This window comes from Agromyces aerolatus (assembly GCF_031432255.1).
Taxonomy (GTDB): Bacteria; Actinomycetota; Actinomycetes; order Actinomycetales; family Microbacteriaceae; genus Agromyces.
Window position 1 is genome coordinate 20,546 of sequence record NZ_JAVKGQ010000005.1, and the last position, 19,384, is coordinate 39,929.

General features: G+C 71.4%; 18 protein-coding genes. 7 read left to right on the forward strand and 11 right to left on the reverse strand.

What is annotated here, in order from left to right; all coding sequences use genetic code 11:
• Positions 1-47: 47 nt before the first annotated feature.
• From aroA to bcp, 3 genes are read left to right on the forward strand one after another with little or no spacing between them, the layout of a single operon-like run.
• Positions 48-1,415, forward strand: coding sequence for a 3-phosphoshikimate 1-carboxyvinyltransferase (aroA, locus tag RH864_RS08240; protein WP_310517060.1), 1,368 nt, complete (start codon positions 48-50; stop codon positions 1,413-1,415).
• Positions 1,412-2,461, forward strand: a complete 1,050-nt coding sequence (gene rsgA / locus RH864_RS08245) for a ribosome small subunit-dependent GTPase A (protein WP_310517061.1) — start codon at positions 1,412-1,414, stop codon at positions 2,459-2,461. Before aroA ends, rsgA begins: the two co-directional genes overlap by 4 nt.
• Positions 2,462-2,483: 22 nt before the next feature.
• Positions 2,484-2,957 carry a thioredoxin-dependent thiol peroxidase gene (gene bcp, locus RH864_RS08250; protein ID WP_310517062.1) on the forward strand — a complete coding sequence of 158 codons (474 nt, stop codon included), beginning with the start codon at positions 2,484-2,486 and terminating at the stop codon, positions 2,955-2,957.
• A 64-nt stretch (positions 2,958-3,021) separates the two neighbouring features.
• Here bcp and RH864_RS08255 read toward each other — a convergent pair whose 3' ends face one another.
• Positions 3,022-3,363 (reverse strand): hypothetical protein, encoded by a 342-nt coding sequence (locus tag RH864_RS08255; protein WP_310517063.1) that lies wholly within the window; start codon positions 3,361-3,363, stop codon positions 3,022-3,024.
• Positions 3,364-3,679: 316 nt separating this feature from the next.
• Here RH864_RS08255 and RH864_RS08260 point away from each other — a divergent pair, with 316 nt between their 5' ends.
• Positions 3,680-3,928, forward strand: coding sequence for a WhiB family transcriptional regulator (locus RH864_RS08260; RefSeq protein WP_056730333.1), 249 nt, complete (start codon positions 3,680-3,682; stop codon positions 3,926-3,928).
• Positions 3,929-4,036: 108 nt separating this feature from the next.
• Here RH864_RS08260 and RH864_RS08265 read toward each other — a convergent pair whose 3' ends face one another.
• The 3 genes from RH864_RS08265 to RH864_RS08275 are packed head-to-tail and all read right to left on the reverse strand — an operon-like array spanning position 4,037 to position 7,502.
• On the reverse strand, positions 4,037-5,527 hold the full coding sequence (locus tag RH864_RS08265) for a sensor histidine kinase (protein WP_310517064.1): 1,491 nt from the start codon (positions 5,525-5,527) through the stop codon (positions 4,037-4,039).
• 23 nt (positions 5,528-5,550) lie between these two features.
• Positions 5,551-6,840 (reverse strand): AAA family ATPase, encoded by a 1,290-nt coding sequence (locus tag RH864_RS08270; protein WP_310517065.1) that lies wholly within the window; start codon positions 6,838-6,840, stop codon positions 5,551-5,553.
• Positions 6,840-7,502, reverse strand: a complete 663-nt coding sequence (locus RH864_RS08275) for a hypothetical protein (RefSeq protein ID WP_310517066.1) — start codon at positions 7,500-7,502, stop codon at positions 6,840-6,842. Before RH864_RS08275 ends, RH864_RS08270 begins: the two co-directional genes overlap by 1 nt.
• A 117-nt stretch (positions 7,503-7,619) precedes the next feature.
• On the opposite strand from RH864_RS08275, the gene RH864_RS08280 reads away from it, so the two are divergent.
• Positions 7,620-7,916, forward strand: a complete 297-nt coding sequence (locus RH864_RS08280; protein WP_310517067.1) for a helix-turn-helix domain-containing protein — start codon at positions 7,620-7,622, stop codon at positions 7,914-7,916.
• 10 nt (positions 7,917-7,926) lie between these two features.
• Here the strand turns inward: RH864_RS08280 and RH864_RS08285 are convergent, their stop codons facing one another.
• Positions 7,927-8,523 (reverse strand): hypothetical protein, encoded by a 597-nt coding sequence (locus RH864_RS08285; protein WP_310517068.1) that lies wholly within the window; start codon positions 8,521-8,523, stop codon positions 7,927-7,929.
• A gap of 191 nt (positions 8,524-8,714) precedes the next feature.
• Between RH864_RS08285 and RH864_RS08290 the strand changes: the two genes are divergently transcribed.
• Positions 8,715-9,164 (forward strand): Rv3235 family protein, encoded by a 450-nt coding sequence (locus RH864_RS08290; protein ID WP_310517069.1) that lies wholly within the window; start codon positions 8,715-8,717, stop codon positions 9,162-9,164.
• 83 nt (positions 9,165-9,247) lie between these two features.
• Here RH864_RS08290 and secA read toward each other — a convergent pair whose 3' ends face one another.
• From secA to mtrA, 6 genes are all read right to left on the reverse strand, one after another.
• The gene (secA, locus tag RH864_RS08295) at positions 9,248-12,034 is read right to left on the reverse strand and encodes a preprotein translocase subunit SecA (RefSeq protein ID WP_310517070.1); all 2,787 of its coding nucleotides are present in this window, start codon (positions 12,032-12,034) and stop codon (positions 9,248-9,250) included.
• Positions 12,035-12,246: 212 nt separating this feature from the next.
• Entirely contained in the window at positions 12,247-12,954 is a 708-nt protein-coding gene (gene hpf / locus RH864_RS08300) for a ribosome hibernation-promoting factor, HPF/YfiA family (RefSeq protein ID WP_310517071.1), read from the reverse strand.
• 93 nt (positions 12,955-13,047) lie between these two features.
• Positions 13,048-13,773, reverse strand: a complete 726-nt coding sequence (locus tag RH864_RS08305; RefSeq protein WP_310517072.1) for a ComF family protein — start codon at positions 13,771-13,773, stop codon at positions 13,048-13,050.
• Between the two features lie 114 nt (positions 13,774-13,887).
• On the reverse strand, positions 13,888-15,576 hold the full coding sequence (locus RH864_RS08310; RefSeq protein ID WP_310517073.1) for an LpqB family beta-propeller domain-containing protein: 1,689 nt from the start codon (positions 15,574-15,576) through the stop codon (positions 13,888-13,890).
• The gene (gene mtrB, locus RH864_RS08315) at positions 15,569-17,245 is read right to left on the reverse strand and encodes an MtrAB system histidine kinase MtrB (protein WP_310517074.1); all 1,677 of its coding nucleotides are present in this window, start codon (positions 17,243-17,245) and stop codon (positions 15,569-15,571) included. Before mtrB ends, RH864_RS08310 begins: the two co-directional genes overlap by 8 nt.
• 8 nt (positions 17,246-17,253) lie before the next feature.
• On the reverse strand, positions 17,254-17,934 hold the full coding sequence (gene mtrA / locus RH864_RS08320; protein ID WP_310517075.1) for an MtrAB system response regulator MtrA: 681 nt from the start codon (positions 17,932-17,934) through the stop codon (positions 17,254-17,256).
• 180 nt (positions 17,935-18,114) lie between these two features.
• On the opposite strand from mtrA, the gene RH864_RS08325 reads away from it, so the two are divergent.
• The gene (locus tag RH864_RS08325) at positions 18,115-19,383 is read left to right on the forward strand and encodes a hypothetical protein (protein WP_310517076.1); all 1,269 of its coding nucleotides are present in this window, start codon (positions 18,115-18,117) and stop codon (positions 19,381-19,383) included.
• The last annotated feature ends 1 nt before the right edge of the window (position 19,384 follow it).

The following is a 19,384-nucleotide window of genomic DNA, read 5'->3' on the forward strand; positions in this document are numbered from 1 at the left end:
CACCGGCACCGTTCCCTTCGTTCGCCTCGCGCTACTGTTGATAACCGATGCAGATTTCGAGGTATTCCGAACCAGAGTTCGATCCGTACGGCGACGCCCGGCAGACCGAGTCGGACGACGGCTGGCTCGCGCCCGTCGCGACCGGGCCGCTGCAGGCGGTCCTCTCGCTTCCCGGCTCGAAGTCGCTCACGAACCGCGAGCTCGTGCTCGCCGCGCTCGCAGACGGCCCCTCGACGCTGCACGCCCCGCTCTGGTCGCGCGACAGCGAGCTCATGATCGACGGTCTGCGTGCGCTCGGCACGCGCATCGAGCGAGCCGCGGGCTCGGGCGAGTTCGGCGACGACCTCGTGGTCACGCCCGCTGACGAGCTGACCGGGTCGACGACGATCGACTGCGGTCTGGCGGGCACCGTGATGCGGTTCCTGCCGCCGGTCGCCGCACTCGCACTCGGCCCGACGACGTTCGACGGCGACGAGTACGCCAGACGCCGGCCCATGAGCGGCGTGATCGAGGGTCTGCAGACGCTCGGCGTCGATCTCGCCGACGATCGCCGCGGCACGCTCCCGTTCACCGTGCACGGCACCGGGCGTGTGGGCGGCGGCGAACTCGAGATCGACGCCTCCGCGTCGAGCCAGTTCGTCTCCGCACTCCTGCTCTCGGCCGCGCGGTTCGAACGCGGCCTCGACCTCCGTCACCGCGGAGACCGGGTGCCGAGTCTCCCCCACATCGAGATGACCATCGCGACGCTCGCGGGTCACGACGTCGCCGTCGCGACACCCGAACCGGGCCGCTGGGTCGTCGAGCCCGGTCCGATCCGCGCCGCCGACATCGCGATCGAGCCCGACCTGTCGAACGCGGCGCCGTTCCTCATCGCCGCGCTCGTCGCGGGCGGTTCGGTGACGATCAGCGGCTGGCCCGCCGAGACGACGCAGGTCGGCGCACGACTCGCCGAGCTCCTGCCGCGATTCGGGGCACGCGTCGAACGCGCCGCCGACCGGCTGACCGTGCACGCGCCCGAGCGAGACGCGGCCGGGCGCGGCATCCGCGGTGTCGAGCTCGACCTCTCCGAGGCGGGCGAGCTCGTGCCGAACCTCGTCGCGCTCGCCGCGCTCGCGGACTCCCCGAGCACGTTCACGGGCATCGGCCACATCCGCCACCACGAGACCGACCGGCTCGCCGCGCTCGCGACCGAGCTCAACGGCCTCGGCGGCCGGGTGACCGAGCTCGACGACGGGCTGCACATCGAGCCGGCGCCGCTCACGGGCGGCCCGTGGCGCGCCTACGCCGACCATCGCATGGCGACCACCGGCGCCATCATCGGCCTCGCGGTGCCCGGCGTCGTGGTCGACGACATCGCCACCACCTCGAAGACCCTCCCCCAGTTCACCGAGCTCTGGGAGCGGCTCCGGGCATGAGCTGGTGGGACGCGGACGACGACGAGGACGACGAGGGCGAGTTCGACGAGTCCGACGTCCGCGTGCGGCCGAACCGGCGTGGCAGCCGTCCGCGCACCAAGGTGCGACCTGAGCACGCGGACGCGGTGCGCGGCGTCGTGCTCGGGGTGGATCGCGGGCGATACGCGGTCCTCGTCGACGAAGCGGGGCCTGCCGAGCGCGAGGTGACCGCCGCGCGTGCGAGCGAGCTGCGCCGGAAGTCGGTCGTGACCGGCGACCTGGTCGACCTCGTCGGCGACACGACCGCCGAGCCCGGCACGCTCGCGAGGATCGTGCGCATCGGCGAACGCAGCACGCTCCTGCGCCGCAGTGCGGACGACACCGACGAGGTCGAGCGCGTCATCGTCGCCAACGCCGATCAGATGCTCATCGTCATCGCCGCGGCCGACCCCGAACCGCGGGTGCGGCTCGTCGACCGCTACCTGGTCGCCGCGTACGACGCGGGCATCGTGCCGCTCATCTGCGTCACCAAGACCGACCTCGCCGATCCGGCACCCTTCCTCGAGAACTTCGCGGGTCTCGACATCCCCGTCTTCTTGAGTGGCCGCGAACGGATGCCTCTCGAGGCGATCGCCGAACGTCTCACCGGCCACCGCACGGTGTTCGTCGGCCATTCGGGCGTCGGCAAGTCCACACTCGTCAACGCCCTCGTCCCCGGCGCCGACCGCGCCACCGGTCGGGTGAACGTGGTCACCGGTCGTGGACGCCACACGTCGTCGTCGACGGTCTCCCTGCGTGTGCAGGTCGGCGAGCGGCACGGATGGGTCATCGACACGCCCGGCGTCCGCTCGTTCGGGCTCGGTCACATCGACCCGTCGAGCATCCTCGCCGCCTTCACCGACCTGGCACGTGTCGCCGAGGAGTGCCCGCGCGGGTGCACCCACCTCCCCGACGCCCCCGACTGCGCGATCGTCGAAGCCGTCGAGGCCGGTGAGCTCGGCGAGACCGGCCCGGCCCGGCTCGACTCGCTGCAGCGGTTGCTCGGCACGTTCGCGCCCGGACCGTGACCGCACTGCCTAGCATGGAGGCATGACCGAAGCTCGACTCGCCACCGGCGACCTCGCCCCCGACTTCACCCTCTCCGACCAGCACGGCTCGTCCGTGACGCTGTCGGACCTCCGCGGGTCGAAAGTCGTCCTGTACTTCTACCCCGAGGCCATGACCCCGGGGTGCACGACCGAGGCGTGCGACTTCCGCGACAACCTGAACTCGTTCGCGGCGGCGGGCGTGCGGGTGCTCGGCGTATCGAAGGACGACGTCGACAAGCTGCAGCGATTCGCCGAGCGCGACCGGCTGACGTTCACGCTGCTCTCCGACCCCGACCTCGCCGTGCAGCAGGAGTACGGGGTCTGGGGCGAGAAGTCGCTCTACGGCAAGATCGTCGTCGGCTCGATCCGCTCGACGTTCATCATCGACGAGAGCGGCCGGATCGAGAAGGCCATGTACAACGTCAAGGCGACGGGACACGTCGCGCGCCTGCGCCGAGAGCTCGGACTCGACTGAGCTCAGGCCACGCCGAGCCGGCCGGCAGACGGTCGGCCGGTCGGCAGACGGCCGGCCGGCAGCCTCACGACGTGGCCGTCTGCCGGCCGTCGTGCGAGTAGGCCTGCCGCACCGGCGGCCAGAGCAGCAGCCCGATGACCACGATCGCCGGCACGAGCAGTAGCCACCCGACATCCGGACGGGCGAAGAGGCCCTGGAACGCCCCGACGGCGATGGACAGCTGCAGCAGCTGCCACACGATCGACGACCCGCGCGACCATCCGGCGAGCCGGATCGCGCCCACCGCGTTCGCGGCCGCCCAGATCGCGCCGAGCGCCACGACCACGATCAGTGCGATGGCCGTCGCGTAGGACGACGGTCGGAGCACGAACAGGTCGACGATCAGCCAGCCGGTGACCGCGACCATGCCGGCAGCCTCGAGGACCAGCAGTGCTCGCACGACGCCGAGCGCCGCCCTCGGCCCCGCCGATCGACGCTCAGGACTGGATTCCGGAGCCGCATTCACAGCGATATCCCATGCACGACTATTGATTCGCCTTCCGCGCTATGCCAACATTTATGAGGCCGAATTGATGCTCACAGGGACGTGAGCCGATCAGTTCCTGATCCTACTTCCCGAGATTCGGCTTTCCCCCGCAGCACCCCGGAATCGGGGTGGCACGTGCGCGTGCCCGGGTCGGTGTGCCCGGGTCTGCGAAACGAAGTAAGCAAGGAGCATCTGCATGGATTGGCGCGACAAGGCCGCCTGCCTCACGGCCGACCCCGAACTCTTCTTCCCGGTCGGGAACACGGGTCCGGCCGTCGACCAGATCGAGAAGGCGAAGGCCGTCTGCGCCCGGTGCACCGTCACCGAGATCTGCCTGCAGTACGCCCTCGAGACCGGTCAGGACTCGGGCGTCTGGGGTGGCCTCAGCGAAGACGAGCGCCGCGCGCTCAAGCGCCGCGCCGCTCGCGCCCGCCGCGCGTCCTGAGCACCGAGCGGGGCGTCCCGCGAACCTCGCCGCACGCCCCGCACCCGCTCGCTCCCGCCGCGTTCGGCGGGTCAGCGCGAGGCGCAACCGCTTTTCGGCGGCCGCGCGTCAGCCCGTGATCCACCGAAGCGGGATCTCGATCGTCACCTCGGTCCCGCTCCCGACGATCGTGTGCCAGTCGATCGTGCCGCCGAGCTCGCCCTGGATGAGCGTGCGCACGATCTGCGTGCCGAGCCCCTCCCCGACCTTGCCCTCGGGCAGCCCGGACCCGGTGTCGCGGACCTCGACCGTCAGCATCTGATCGGATCTCGACGCGTTCACCGTGACCACGCCTTCTTGGCCGGCGAGTCCGTGCTCGACCGCGTTCGTCACGAGCTCGGTGAGTGCGAGCGCGAGCGGCGTCGCGTACTCGCTCGGCAGCACCCCGAACGTGCCCGTCTTCTTCGGATGTGCGGTCGTGTTGTGTGCGGCCGCCACCTCGGCGACGAGCAGCAGGGCGCGGTCGAACACCTCGTCGAAGTCGACGTTCTGCGTCAGCCCCTCCGAGAGCGTGTCGTGCACGACCGCGATCGCACCGACCCGGCGCATGGCCTGGGTGAGCGCCTCGCGCGCCTCGTCGGAGTGCGTCCGCCGGGCCTGGATGCGCAACAGCGACGCGACCGTCTGCAGGTTGTTCTTCACGCGATGGTGGATCTCACGGATCGTCGCGTCCTTGGTGATGAGCTCCTGCTCCTGATGCCGGAGCTCGGTGACGTCGCGGGTCAGGACGATCGCCCCGATGCGCTCGCCACGGTGCCGGATCGGGATGGTCCTGAGCGAGACGGTGACGCCGCGGGACTCCACATCGGTGCGCCACGGCGCACGCCCGGTGACCACGAGTGGCAGCGACTCGTCGACGACGAGCTTCCCGCTCAGGATCCGGGTCGTCACGCCGGCGAGCGTCTGCCCTTCGAGCTCGTCGTCGAAGCCCATGCGATTGAAGGCCGAGAGCGCGTTCGGACTCGCGAACGTCGTGACGCCGTCCACGTCGAGGCGGATCAGCCCGTCCGACGCGCGCGGCGCCCCTCGCCGGGGGCCCGTGGGCGCACCCAGGTCGGGGAAGTCGCCCGACGCGATCATCTGGAAGAGCTCGGTCGCGCAATCGTTGAACGTGAGCTCCTGGCGGCTCGGCGTGCGCGTCGCCCCGAGGTTCGTGTGCCGGGTGATCACCGCGACGGGCTCGGGGGCGAGCTGCGTGCCGGTCGTCGTGAGGCGGCGCATGACGGGCACCGCGCGCATGCGGGTCGGCATCTCCTCGTACCAGTCGGGCGACGACGAGTCGACGATGCGCGCGGTGTCGTACGCCTCGACGACGAGGTCGCGCCACTGCGCCTTGATGGCCTGACCGACGAAGTCGCGGTAGAACAGGGTGGCCGCGCTGGACGGCCGCGCATGCGCGACCGCGACGAAGTCGTCCTCGGCCGAAGGCACCCACAGGACGACGTCGGCGAAGGCGAGATCGGCGAGCAGCTGCAGATCGCCGACGAGCATGTGCAGCCAGTCGACATCGGCCTGACTGCTGCGGCCCTGGGCGAGGACGAGTTCACTGAGGGTCGACACGGATCCAGCGTAGTGCCGCTGCCTCACCGCGCTGACCCGCGCGGCGCGCGCGACCGGCCGAGCCCGGCGCGACGCCGCGAGGCGGCCTCGCGCGCAGTCAGGCGCTGGGCGGCGAAGTCGCGGATCGAGGCACGCAGCGTCGAGCGAGGCGCCGCATCGCGGAGCGTCTTCGCGATGCGGATCGCCGCATCGGCTGCGCGCGGTTCGTCCGCGAGGAGCGTGACGTCGCCGATGCCCGCGAAGCGACGCAGAGTGTGCCGGATCTGCACGTGCGCGTCGATGCCGAGAGTTCCGCTGCGCACCCGGTTCACGACGACCTCGACGCGCTCGGTCTCCACGTGCTCCGCGAGCTCGGCGTACCCTCGGACGAGTCGGGAGAGCCCGATCGGGTCGGCGAGCCCCACCGCGACGACGCGATCGGCGAGGCCGAGGGCGCTGAAGGTCGCGGCATTGCGGCGCGGCGCGAACTGGTCGCTCGTGAGCGCCTCGTCCCGCTCAAGGCTGAACCCGGTGTCGACGACCACCACGTCGAACCGGGCACGGATCTCGGTGAGCGCCGCGGAGACCCGATCGGCGCCGAGCTCGGGCCACCGGCTCGGGCCGACGAGCCCCGTGAACACGTCGAACGAGCCACGCGACGAGGAGTACCGCCTGGCGACGCGTTCGAGCTCGGCGCGGTCGAGCGCCCCCGACGCGGCCAGCCGGCACGCTGCGGCGAAACCCGGTGCCTCGTCGAGCAGTCCGAGCGCGGTGGCCACGGCACCGCCGTACGGGTCGGCGTCGACGAGCGCGACGTTTCGACCGGTCGCGGCGAGCTCGGCCGCGAAGTTGATCGCGAGCGTCGTACGCCCGGGCGCGCCCGCGGGGCCCCAGACGGACACCAGACGTACGGAGGCTGCGCGACCGCGGTCGCCGCCCGCCGGCGCCTGGCCGCTCGCGGGCTCCGCGCCGCCCGCACCGCGTCGTGGCGGCGCCGGCAGGCCGCCCCGGACGAGCCGCTCGAGCTCGCGCCAGTCGACGTCCGCGTCGAGCACCTCGTGCAGCCCGAGGCGTGTGGTCAGGGCACGGTCGCGGTCGTCGGCCGCGAGGGCGATGAGCCGGATGCCGCGCCGGTCGCAGCCATCGAGCAGTTCGGCGCTGAGCGTGCCGCGCCCGGCTCCGACGATGACCACGTCCGGTGCACCCTCGTCCAGCCGCTCGAGCACGTCGCGCCAGCCCACCACGCGCGCGAGCACCTGGTGGCCGGCTTCGACGAGGTCGGCGAGCACTCGGTCCTCGGTGCTGACGTCGAGGGCGACGATCAGCCGGGCCATTAGCCGACGGCCTCGGGCGGGGCGGCGGGGGGACGTTCGGCCTCCTCGAGCCGCGCAGCGATGAGGTCGAGCTCATCGCCGGCCGCGAGCGCAGTGAGCACGGGCCCCACCTGGTCGTGCGTCACGCTGAGCTCGACGGCGGCGTGATCGCTGGCGAGCAGACCGTCGGCGGTGACGACGGCGGCGATCTCGGCTCCCGCGATCAGCACCGCCGGCGCTCCGTGATCGCCGCCCTCGGTCGCCGGCGCACTCCAGACGTCGACGAGCGATCCGGGCCCGAGTCCCTTCGGGAGCGCCCCGCGCGTGGTGACCACGACGGTCGCGACGTCGGCGGCGTCTTCCGGCGCGACCGCGGACCAGGGTACGAGCTCGCCCTCCTGGATGGTGCGGGTCACGACCACGCCCTCGCCCGGGACCGAGCCCGGGGTCACGTAGCGCTCGAGCGTGCCGCCGAGCCGCACGGACCGCCGGACCAGGTCGGAGGCGTCGAGCCGGTGGCCGGGTGTGACGGTCGCGCGGACGGCGTAGACCTCGGAACCCGAGTCGAGCCCCGTCACCAGCACCCAGACGCCGGCGGTGGAGCCGACGACGAGGACGAGACCGATCGCGAGGCGCGGATCGAGACGACGACGGACGCGCTCACCTGTGGACGCTCGTGCCATGCCGCGGTCTCCGTTCTGCCAGCGCTCGGTGCACCCATCGTGACGGGTCGCGGGAGCGAGGGCGGCAAGTTATCCACATCGGCGGGTCCGCACAGAGGCAGCGACGATAATCGACGCATGACCATTCCTGGTTCGAGCGATCTCGGCCGTTTCCTCACGGTGGCCGAGGCCGCTGAACTGCTTTCGGTCGAAGTCACCACGGTCGATGGTCTGATCCGTTCCGGCGAGCTGCCCGCCATCCGCGTCGGCGACACAGGTCCGTGGCGCGTCGAGCTGACTCAGCTGCAGCTCTGGATCCAGGACCGCTACGAGGACACACGCCGGCACGCGCAGTGGCAGGAGGGCGAGTTCGCCACCGTGCTCGACCTCTCCGCAGCCGGCAGTCCCCCACCGCGGCTGCGTCCGGTCGACTGACGCCCCCACCTCAACGGAACGTGATCAGCCGGAGGCGCTCGAACGGCACGATCCGATAGCCCTGCAGGTTCTGCTCGCGCCTGGGCACGCCCGGCTCGTGCAACGCGAGGTCGATGTGGTCGCGCGCGACCCGGTCCAGCGTGCCGTGCAGATCGCCGTCCTCGGTCGTCACCGTGATCGCCGTGCGCCTCCGGCAGAGGTCCCGCAGCACGAACGAGAGCGAGATGCGGTCGACGAGGCCGGGCGACGCCGGCCCGGCCGAGTCGTCGATGCCGGGTTCGGCGATCTGCGTTCGGTCCGGGACGACCGCGGCGACCGAGGACAACGGCAGGATGCAGCTGCGAGCCGGTGCGCGTTCCACGAGGTCGGCGCTGAGCCAATCCCGCCCGAACGCCGCCGGCCGGACGCTGACCACCGTGCCGCCGCGGAGATGCACGCGGATGCCGCCGCCTTCACCGAGCGTGGCGCTGAGCGCCTGGAGGCGTTCGCGAAGCCCGAGCCGGCTGAGCCGAAGCCGCTCCTCCTCGAGCGCGAGCGCACGCTCCTCGGCCCGCTGCTCGAGATCGAGCTGCGAGGCGAGATCGTCGAAGAGCAGATCCCACCGCATGCGTGCGACGCTATCGATATGTCGCCCAGGATCCTGTGTATTGTCCACAGGCCTACTGGATATCCTTGACAGCGAAAAGCCCCGCACGTAGCGTTCCCTCTCGAGACACCCGGGCGATCCTCCCGTTCCGGGGGTGGTCTTGCGGGCGCCTGCCCGTTTCCATCCCCTCGACGGCGACAGGAGCCCGCCATATGCCTGCCTCAGCGGCCGCCACCTCGGCACAGCACGGATCGCGCAGCGCGCGACTCCGCAACGAAGACGACGACGATTTCTTCGCCCCGCAGCGAACGACCACGCGCGAGCTGCCCGATCCCGAGCCGCTGCTGCGCAATCTCACGTACTGCGCCATCGAGGCGCTCGCGGGAGCACGCGAGCTCGAGCAGCTGGCACGGTGGGTCACCGACGACGTGTACCGGCGCTTGCAGAAGCGCGTCATCCTCGCTGCACGCTCTCGCCGTGCGCGCGGCGTGAGCGCGCAGCGGCCCGTCTTCTCGGTGGGGCGCATCCACCGCTGCGAGCCCGCCGACGGCATCGTCGAAGCCGTCATCATCGTGCACCAGCGGCACCGCGTCCGATCGGTCGCGATCCGGCTGGAGGGCTTCGACACACGATGGCGCGCGAGCGTCATCGCCGTCCTCTAGCGTCGCCGTCTACATCTCCGCGCGTCTACGTCTCCGCGCGTCGCCGCCCGCTCGCGTCGCCGTCGTCGTGTGCCCGAGCCGCGTCAGCGGCGCCCCTGCGCCCGGCGCTGGGCGCGGTTCTGCGGCTGCTCCTCCGCCGGGGCATCCGTCACCTGACCGAACGCACCGCGCTGAGCCGGCGCTGCGGGCTGGCTCTGCGACTCTGCGACGGCGCGCCGGGCGCGCTCGGTCGCGGCCTGCTGCACCTGGCCCCGCTGATTCCGGACCTCGACCCCGCCCGAGTCGCTCGGCGCGGTGTAGCTGAGCTTCGCGGCGGGCGTCTCGGGACGGCCGAGGCCCTTGGCCTCGATCTTCGCGCCCTCGGTGCCCTGCGCGGCCACCTCGACCTCGAGGTTGAACAGGAACCCGACGGTCTCCTCGCGGATGGAGCCCATCATCTGCTGGAACATCGCATAACCCTCGCGCTGGTACTCGACCAGCGGGTCGCGCTGCGCCATGGCCCGAAGGCCGATCCCGTCCTTGAGGTAGTCCATCTCGTAGAGGTGGTCGCGCCAGCGACGATCGATCACCGACAGCACGACGCGTCGCTCGAGCTCACGCATGGCCGGGCTGCCGAGCTGTTCCTCACGGCGTTCGTAGGCCAGGTGCGCGTCCGACACGATCTCGCGCCGGATGAACTCGCGATCGACCTTGCCCTTGTCGCCGGCCTCGGCGAGCACCTCGTCGATCGTGATGTTGATCGGGTACAGCGTCTTCAGCTCGGTCCAGAGCGCGTCGAAGTCCCACTCGTCGGGGTTGCCCTCTGCGGTGTGCTGGTCGAGCACCTCGTCGATGACGTCGTCGAGGAAGCGCTGGGTGCGGTCATGCAGGTCGTCACCCTCGAGGATGTGCCGCCGGTCGGAGTAGATCGCCTCGCGCTGGCGGTTCAGCACGTCGTCGTACTTGAGGACGTTCTTGCGGATCTCGGCGTTGCGCGCCTCGACCTGCGACTGCGCCGAACGGATGGCCCTGGTCACGACCTTCGACTCGATGGCGACGTCGTCGGGCACGCCGCGGGCCATGAGGCTCTCGGCCGCACCCGCGTTGAACAGGCGCATGAGGTCGTCGGTCAGCGACAGGTAGAACCGGCTCTCACCGGGGTCGCCCTGACGGCCGGAGCGGCCTCGCAGCTGGTTGTCGATGCGTCGAGACTCGTGCCGCTCCGTCCCGAGGACGTACAGGCCGCCGGCCGCGAGCACCTTCTCGGCCTCGGTGGCGACCTCGTCCTTGAGCTCGGCAAAGACGCCGTCCCATTCGGCCTCGTACTGGTCGGGGGTGTCGACCGGAGACAGCCCCTTCTCGTGCATGCGCTGCACGGCCATGAACTCGGCGTTGCCGCCGAGCATGACGTCGGTGCCTCGACCGGCCATGTTCGTCGCGACCGTCACCGCGCCGAGCCGGCCGGCCTGCGCGACGATCGCCGCCTCGCGAGCGTGGTTCTTGGCGTTCAGCACCTCGTGCCGGACGCCCTTCTTGGCGAGGAGCCGCGAGAGGTACTCGCTCTTCTCGACGCTCGTGGTGCCGACGAGCACCGGCTGACCCTTCTGGTGCCGCTCGACGATGTCTTCGACGACCTGGGCGAACTTCGCCTCCTCGTTCTTGTAGACGAGGTCGGGCTGGTCGATGCGGACCATCGGCTTGTTGGTCGGAATCGGGACGACGCCGAGCTTGTAGGTCGACATGAACTCGGCCGCCTCGGTCTCGGCGGTACCGGTCATGCCGGAGAGCTTCTCGTAGAGCCGGAAGTAGTTCTGCAGGGTGACGGTGGCGAGCGTCTGGTTCTCGGCCTTGACCTGCACGCCTTCTTTCGCCTCGATCGCCTGGTGGATGCCCTCGTTGTACCGGCGGCCGGCGAGGATTCGCCCGGTGTGCTCGTCGACGATGAGGACCTCGCCGTTCATCACGACGTAGTCCTTGTCGCGCTTGAACAGTGCCCGCGCCTTGATCGAGTTGTTGAGGAACGAGATGAGCGGCGTGTTCGCCGACTCGTACAGGTTGTCGATGCCGAGGTAGTCCTCGACCTTCTCGATGCCGGGCTCGAGCACGCCCACGGTGCGCTTCTTCTCGTCGACCTCGAAGTCCTCCCCGGGCGTGAGCCGCTGCGCGAGGCGAGCGAACTCGGCGAACCAGCGGTTCGCCTCCCCCGATGCGGGCCCGGAGATGATGAGGGGTGTCCGCGCCTCGTCGATGAGGATGGAGTCGACCTCGTCGACGATGGCGAAGTAGTGCCCGCGCTGCACCATGTCGGAGGCCTGCCACGCCATGTTGTCGCGCAGGTAGTCGAAGCCGAACTCGTTGTTGGTGCCGTACGTGATGTCGGCCGCGTACTGCTCACGGCGCTCGGCCGGGGTCTGCCCGGCCACGATGCATCCGGTCGTCATGCCGAGCGCGCGGAACACGCGCCCCATGAGCTCGGACTGGTAGCTCGCGAGGAAGTCGTTCACCGTGATGACGTGGACGCCGCGGCTCGTGAGCGCGTTGAGATACGCCGCCGTCGTCGCGACGAGGGTCTTGCCCTCACCGGTCTTCATCTCGGCGATGTTGCCGAGGTGCAGGGCCGCGCCACCCATGAGCTGCACGTCGAAGTGCCGGAGGCCGAGCGTGCGCCGCGACGCTTCGCGGACCGCCGCAAAGGCCTCGGGAAGCAGGTCGTCGAGCGACTCGCCGTTCGCGTATCGCTCGCGCAGCTCGACGGTCTCGTGCTTCAGCTCGTCGTCGCTGAGGTCGCGGAAGTCGTCCTCGAGTGCGTTGATGGCCTTGGCGTAGTTCTCGAGCCGCTTCAGGGTTCGGCCCTCACCGACGCGGAGGACTTTTTCCAGAATCGAAGCCACGAATGCTCTCCTGTCATGGTCGGGCGTGCCGGCTCGGGCGGCCGGGCAGGCCTGGATGCCGCCCGGAAGACGGTCATCGTAGCCATGCTACTGGTCAGCGGCCTGACAAGAACCTCCAGATGCGCCGACCGGCGCGCTCCGCAGAGCGCGCCGGTCGATCGTCGCATCCGGTCAGCGGATGCCTCGGGCGGAACCCGATCCGCCCGAATGCGCTACACCGCGACCGTTTGACGTTCCCGAAGGCCGTCGGTCTGCTCCGAGCCGGCGTCGTCGTCGAGACCGATCAGACCGTAGTCCCAGCCCTTGCGCCGATATACCACGCTGGGCCGACCGCTCTCCTCGTCGACGAAGAGGTAGAAGTCGTGGCCGACGAGCTCCATGTAGTACAGCGCGTCGTCTACGCTCATGGGCGTCGCGGCGAAGACCTTGCGCCGGATGACGACCGGGCTGTACGCCTCGTCCTCGTCGGACCCGCCCTCGGGGTGCTCCGCGACGACGGGGATGCTGCCGGTGCGCACCGCCTCGAGCACGTCGGCACCCGCGGCCTGCACACCCACGCCCGCGAACCCGTCGTCCGCGGCCTCGCGGAGCGAGGTGGGGCGGCGCTGTCCGCCGCGATGGACTTTCCGGCGGTCCTTCGCCCGCCGGATGCGCTCGAGCAATCGGCCGAGTGCGACGTCGAACGCCGCGTACTTGTCGGAGCCCTCGGCCTCGGCACGTACGACGGGACCGCGTCCGATGAGCGTGAGCTCGACGCGATCGGGACCCGGGTTGCCGTTCTTCTCGCTGTTCCTGGTGAGGCGCACGTCGAGCGAGATCGCGCGCTCCGCGAGATGAGTGACCTTCTCCGCCTTCTCCTCGATATAGGCGCGGAATCGGTCCGTGATTCCCAGGCTGCGTCCGACGATGTTCAGTTCCATGACGACCTCCATCCGCCAGGCGTGTCACCCGTCTGAAGAAGGGTGGCTCGGACCACGCCTGTCCTGACACCGTACGCCGCGGGTCGTGAGATGTCACGGCACCCGGGCAACCTGGCCCGGGGCTGGCGAACGACGCGGGGTTTCCGCTATGACGGCCGCTCCGGCGACCTCCGCGCCGCCCGCTCGCAGCGCGCGCACCGCCTCCGCGACGGTCGCCCCCGTGGTCAGCACGTCGTCGACGACCACGAACCGCCGGCCGTGCAGGTCGCCGCGACGAGCCGCGAGCGAGCCGGCGGCGTTGAGCCGGCGAGCCTCGACGCCCAGTGCGGCCTGATCCTCGCGCCGCCGGACGATCCGGAGCTCGCGCGCCGGACGGAGCCGCACCCGTGCGAGAAGCCGGGGCACCGGGTCGTACCCGCGCGCCCGGCGCGCCTCGGGCGTCGCCGGGATCGTGCAGAGCTCGACCCGCGGCCCGGGGCCGGACGCGGCGAGCGCCGCGCGCACCGCGGCGAGCAGGGCGTGCGCGAGCGCGCCGGCCGCATCCGTGCGGCCGCCGTCCTTGAACGCGCCGATCGTGCGTGCCACCGCGCCGCCGTACTCGTGGGCCGCGCACACCTCGACCCCGGCTCGATCGATGCGGCGGACGTCCGGGGCGAGCTCGCGCACGCACGTCTCGCACACCGCCCGGTCGGGCCGTCCGCAGCCCGCGCAGGTGACGGGCAGGAGCACGGCCAGCGCGTCCCGGATCGCACCCCGGACCGGGCCGCGGACCGGGCCCGGCTCGGGATGCGGCGAGTGGCGCGTGATGAGCGGCGGCATCCCTGTATGGTCGCCGCTCCCACCGCCCGCCGTGGGCGGGCGGTGCGCATCGTGGGAGACGGGCGCCGAGTCGGCGCGCTGTGGAGGACGGGTCGATCGCCGTGCGTCACCGCGTCACCGCATCGGCGACTCGGGCATCTGCACCGAGACGAACCGGATCCCCGACGCCTGCACCTGCCAGCCCAGGCCGCTCTGCGTGTCGAGGTTGCCCTCCGCGGTGCGGACCCGGAGGTCGCGCATGCTGTTGCCGCCCAGGATCTGCACCCCGTCTTCGGGTCCCGCGCGGGGGGTGTCGAGTCCGCCGACCGTCTGCGTGATCACCTGCGTGCCCTGCGCGGTGGCCGTGAGCGATGCCACGGTGTGGTCGTCGAGCCAGGTGGCGTCGAGCGGCGTGCCGTCGACGTGGGCGAGCTCGAGCATCTCGGGGCCGAGGGCGACGGGCGTGCCGGCTTCGTCGCGCTCGACCGCGGTGACGAGGAACCGCGTGCGCGCGCCCTCCGCGAGCATCGCGATCACCCGTGTCCCGTCGCGGGACACTTCGAGGGCGGCGATCGAGGTCCCGATCCAGGGCACGGCGAGCTGGACGGTGGCCCCCTCAGCCGGGACGACGATGAGCTCATCGGGTCGCTCGCCGGGAACCGACCACACCGCTCCGTAGGCGTCAATGGCCGGGACGATCAGCCCGTCCCTGGGGTCGAGCGGGACCGGGTCCTCACCCGCGCGGATGCGTGACACGCCCTCGGCGTTCCGCACCGCAACCTCGTCGCCGCCCGGCCCGATCGCCGCACCGGTCGGCGCGAGCGCGACCGCCTGGGGCGAGATCCCCGCGAGCGGGATGACCTGGTCGCCGCCGGCGGGCAGATGGCCGAGCGCCGCGCCGTCGAAGACCACCGGCCGCGATGACACGCGCGGGTTCACCACCGGCTCGACCGCGAGATCGGGCACGTTCTGGATCGCGTCGTTCAGCGAGAGCTCGACGTCGGAGACGCTCCGCACCCCCTGCAGACTCGTCTTCAGCTGATAGTTCATGAGCTGGACGTCGCGGGGGGCCTCGGCCGAGACCCCGGCCAGATCGACCGTCGCGACCCCGCCCGACACGGGGACCGCGTCCGCCTCGAGCCGCGCCTCCTCGGGGAATGCGGAGACGACACCGGGGCGGAGCCACTCGACGGGACCCGCGAGCAGCGCGCGGACGACCTTGGTCTGCACCACCTCGCGTCCCGCGAACCAGCGCACGTCGGGCACGGCGTACTGCTCGGTGGGGTCGAGGAAGATGAGGGTGTGCGACCGGAACACGCGCGTGAAGTTCGACGACTCGATCAGGATTCCGGGTGGCGCGTTCGAGATACGCCACTGACCGTCGACCTGTTCGAAGTCGTAGGTGAGCGGGATCGGCGTCTGCGAGGCCGCGAGCTGGTACTCGCCGTTCGGGCCGAGCGATGCCGTGGGCACGACGTCGACGCGCATGCTCGCGGCGTCGATCGTCCGGAACTCGCGGTCGGCGAGCACGTCGATGGTCGCCCCCTGATCCGGCCGCCATTCGTCGGCGAACGCGGGCGTGAGGAAGTCCCTGGCCACCTGATAGTTGTTTCGGGCGTCGGTCGCGGCGTCGATGAACCCGCGGAGGATGGCCGCCTGGTCGGCGCCGGCCTGCGGTCCGGAGGCGAGCAGCTCCAGCTCGAGCGAGTCCGCGGGCGCCTGCTGGCGGCCCGCGTGCACGGAACCCGAGCTCGGGATGCCGGCGCAGCCGGCGAGCAGGGCGGCCACGAGGGCGGCGGATGCCCCGGCGAGCGTTCTACGCATCACGGACCTCCAGCGAACGGGTGTCGGGCGACGAGACCGGATCGGCCGGGCCGCTCGCGTCGGGGTCGTCGGGCTCGAGCGGCAGCGGCGACTCCCCCAGCGGCGCACCCGCTCGGCGTGGCAGCGTGAGCCGGAACACGGTCCCAGCGTCGGGCCGCGACCAGACGTCGAGGCGCCCGCCGTGCGCGACGGCGTCCTCGAGCGAGATCGCCAGCCCGAGGCCCGTGCCGCCGATCGTCCGGGTCCGGCTCGGGTCGGCCCGCCAGAATCGGTCGAACACCCGAGCCGCATCCTCCTCGGTCATGCCGAGACCGTAGTCGCGCACGCTCAGCGCGACCGCGCTCTCGTCGCTGTCCACCGAGACCACGATCGGCCGGCCCTCACCGTGCTCGATCGCGTTCCCCAGCAGGTTGCGCACGATGCGGCGGACGCGGCGGGGATCGACGTCGGCGTCGAGATATCCGCCGGGCGCCACCAGCCGGAGCTCGCTGCCGTGCTCGAGCGCGAGGTCGTGCATCGACTCGATGGCATCGCCCGCGAGATGCACGAGATTCGTCGGCTCGGTCGCGAGCTCGACCGAGCCCGCGTCGTACCGGCTGATCTCGAGCAGGTCGGCGAGCAGGCGCTCGAACCGCTCGGTCTGCGTGTGCAGGAGCTCGACCGTGCGCGAGGTCGGCGCCGGGAACTCGTCGCGCTGCCCGTAGAGCACGTCTCCCGCGAGCCGGATGGTGGTGAGCGGTGTGCGTAGCTCGTGCGAGACATCCGACACGAAGCGCTGCTGCATGACCGAGAGCTCGGCGAGCTCCCGGATGCGGGCCTGCAGGGTGTCGGCCATGCCGTTGAAGGACGCCGCCAGCGTCGCGAGCTCGTCCTCGCCCTTCTCGGGCATGCGGACGCCCAGGTCGCCGGCCGCGAGGCGCCGGCTCGTGGCCGCGACCGTGCGCACCGGCTCGATGACCCAGCGCACGACCAGGAGGGTGATCGCGCCGAGCAGCACGAGCAGCGCGATGGCGCCGATGATGCCCGTGGCCTCCATGAACGCGAGCGTCTGCTCGGCGCTGGCGAAGCTGTACCCGATGTAGAGCTCGTACCGGCCGGCCCCCGGCACGGCGAGATCGGTGCCCACGACGACCCCGGGGTCGACCTCCTCCTCGTCACCCAGCGAGACCGACTGCCAGAACTGGCCGTCGGGGTTCTCCTGCACGCTCGCCCGCAACTCGTCGCTGATCAGTCCGGTGAGGGCCGGCGTGATGCGGTCCTGCGGCGCGATGCTGCTGACCTCCTGGTCGGGCGAGCGGAGCACGGCGATCGCCGAACTGCCCGAGACCGTCTGCACCGTGCGCACCGCCTGGTCGAGGACCGACTGCAGCGCGCCGCGGTCGGCCGCCGCCGAGGACTCGAGCAGGGTCTGCGCGGCCGCGGCGGCGCTGTTCGACGAGTCGAGCGCGCGGTCGCGCTGCGACTCGAACAGGTTCGAGGCGATGCTGAACGTGATGTACAGCCCGATCACGAGGATCGCGAGCCCCGACAGGCCGATCGTGATCAGCACCGTGCGGAACTGGAGGGAATGCCGCCACAGCGCGCCGATCCGGCCGGTCACGGCGGCGCCGCGTTGCCGGATCGCCCGCCAGGCTCCGCCCGGGGGCACCGCGGGAGCTTCGTCGGTCATCCGCCCGCCTAGGTGGTCGTGCCCGCCCGGTAGCCGACGCCGCGGACGGTCTGCACGATGCGGGGATTGTCGGGGTCGTGCTCGACCTTGGCGCGCAGTCGCTGCACGTGCACGTTCACGAGCCGGGTATCGGCCTTGTAGTGGTAGCCCCAGACCTGCTCGAGCAACATCTCGCGGGTGAACACCTGCTGCGGTTTGGAGGCGAGCGCCAGCAGCAGGTCGAACTCGAGCGGGGTGAGGCTGATGCGCTCGGACCCGCGCCGGACCTCGTGGCCCGCCGCGTCGATCACGAGGTCGCCGATCGCGATCGTCTCGACGACCGGCTCAGGCGCCGGACGCAGCCTGGTTCGGATACGCGCGACCAGCTCCTTCGGGTTGAAGGGCTTCACCATGTAGTCGTCGGCGCCGGACTCGAGCCCGCGCACGACGTCGGCGGTGTCGGTCTTCGCGGTCAGCATGATGATCGGCGTGCCCGACTCGGCGCGGATCCGGCTGCACACCTCGATGCCGTCCATGCCCGGGAGCATGAGGTCGAGCAGCACGAGATCGGGCTTGCTGTCGCGGAACGCCTGAACCGCTCCCGCGCCGTCGGCGCAGAACGCGGGCTCGAAGCCTTCGGTGCGCAGCACGATGCCGATCATCTCGGCGAGGGCCGTGTCGTCGTCGACGACGAGTACGCGTGAAGTCATCGGTTCGTTCCCGCTCGTGGTGCCGGTCGCCCGCGCCGCAAGCTTCGCGGCTCGTGCCATTCGTCCCAGCGTAGCCGCTCCGGCCGTGGATTCCCCGGCAGGCCGGGCCTGTGAATGCGGATGCCTCACGCCGACGGGATGTGAAAGCATGGCAGGACCGGCGGAAGGAGTTGACGGCGCGTGTCCGATCGAGCTTGGCAGGCCCAGAACGGCGCGGGCGACGACTCCGGCTGGACCGCGCGCGGCGCGACGCCGCCACCGCCACCGGCCTGGGACCAGCCCCAGCCCGCCCCGCCCGTGGGCTCACCGTATCCCGGGGGCTACCCGGGCGGCAGCACGCCGCCTGGCGGTCGCACGCCACCGGGCGGCTGGGCGCCGCCGCCGAAACCCGGTCTCATCCCGCTCCGGCCGCTCAGCTTCGGCACACTGCTGTGGGCGCCGTTCCGGACCCTGCGACGCAACCCCGCGGCGACCTTCGGCAGCGGGCTCGTGGTGCAGCTGGCCTCGGCGCTGATCGCGGCAGGCGTGATCATCCCGGTCACGCTGTTCGTCACCACGCGGATCGCGCAGGCGCCCCGCGACGAGCTCGACGCCGTCGCGACCGGCTCGATCTCCATCCTGCTGCTCTCGACGCTCGTCCCGATCGCGGTGTCGATCGTCGCGAGCGCGTTCCTGCAGGGCGTCATGGTCGTCGACGTCGCCTCGGGCACCCTGGGCGACCGTCTCGGCTTCGGCGCGCTGTGGCGCCGGGCGGCTCGGCGCATCTGGCCGCTGATCGGCTGGACCGCACTCGTCGCGGTCGCGGTGATGCTGGTCGTCGGCCTCGCGTTCGCGGCGATCATCGTCGCGATCGTGATCGGCGATCCGTTGAGCATCGTGATCACCATCCTCCTGGTTTTCGCCGCCGCGCTCGGCGTCGCCGTGCTCGCGGCCTGGCTCGGGACGAAGCTCGCACTGGTGCCGAGCGTGATCGTGCTCGAGCACGCCGGCATCGGCACCGCCGTCCGACGTTCCTGGCGACTCACCGACGGGTACTTCTGGCGCACGCTCGGCACACTGCTCCTCGTGGGGCTCATGCTGAGCGTCGCCGCGCAGGTGGTCGTGCAACCCGTCTCGCTCGTGGGATCGCTGCTCGCAGTCGTGATCGACCCGACCGGCACCGGAGCCGCGATCGCGATCACGATCGTGACCACGGCGATCACCTTCCTCCTGTCGCTCGTCATCGGCGCCATCGCCTCGGTGGTGCAGGCGGCGCTCATCGCGGTGATCACGATCGACCTGCGCATGCGCAAAGAGGGGCTGGACCTCGAGCTGCAACGTCACGTCGAGGCACGCGAGGCCGGGCGGCCGGTCGGCGATCCGTACGCGAACGTGCCGCAGCAGGCGGGCGCTCCCGGCGCCACCGCACCCGCCGCGCCCCAGGCGCCCCCGGCCTGGCCGCAGTCGTAGC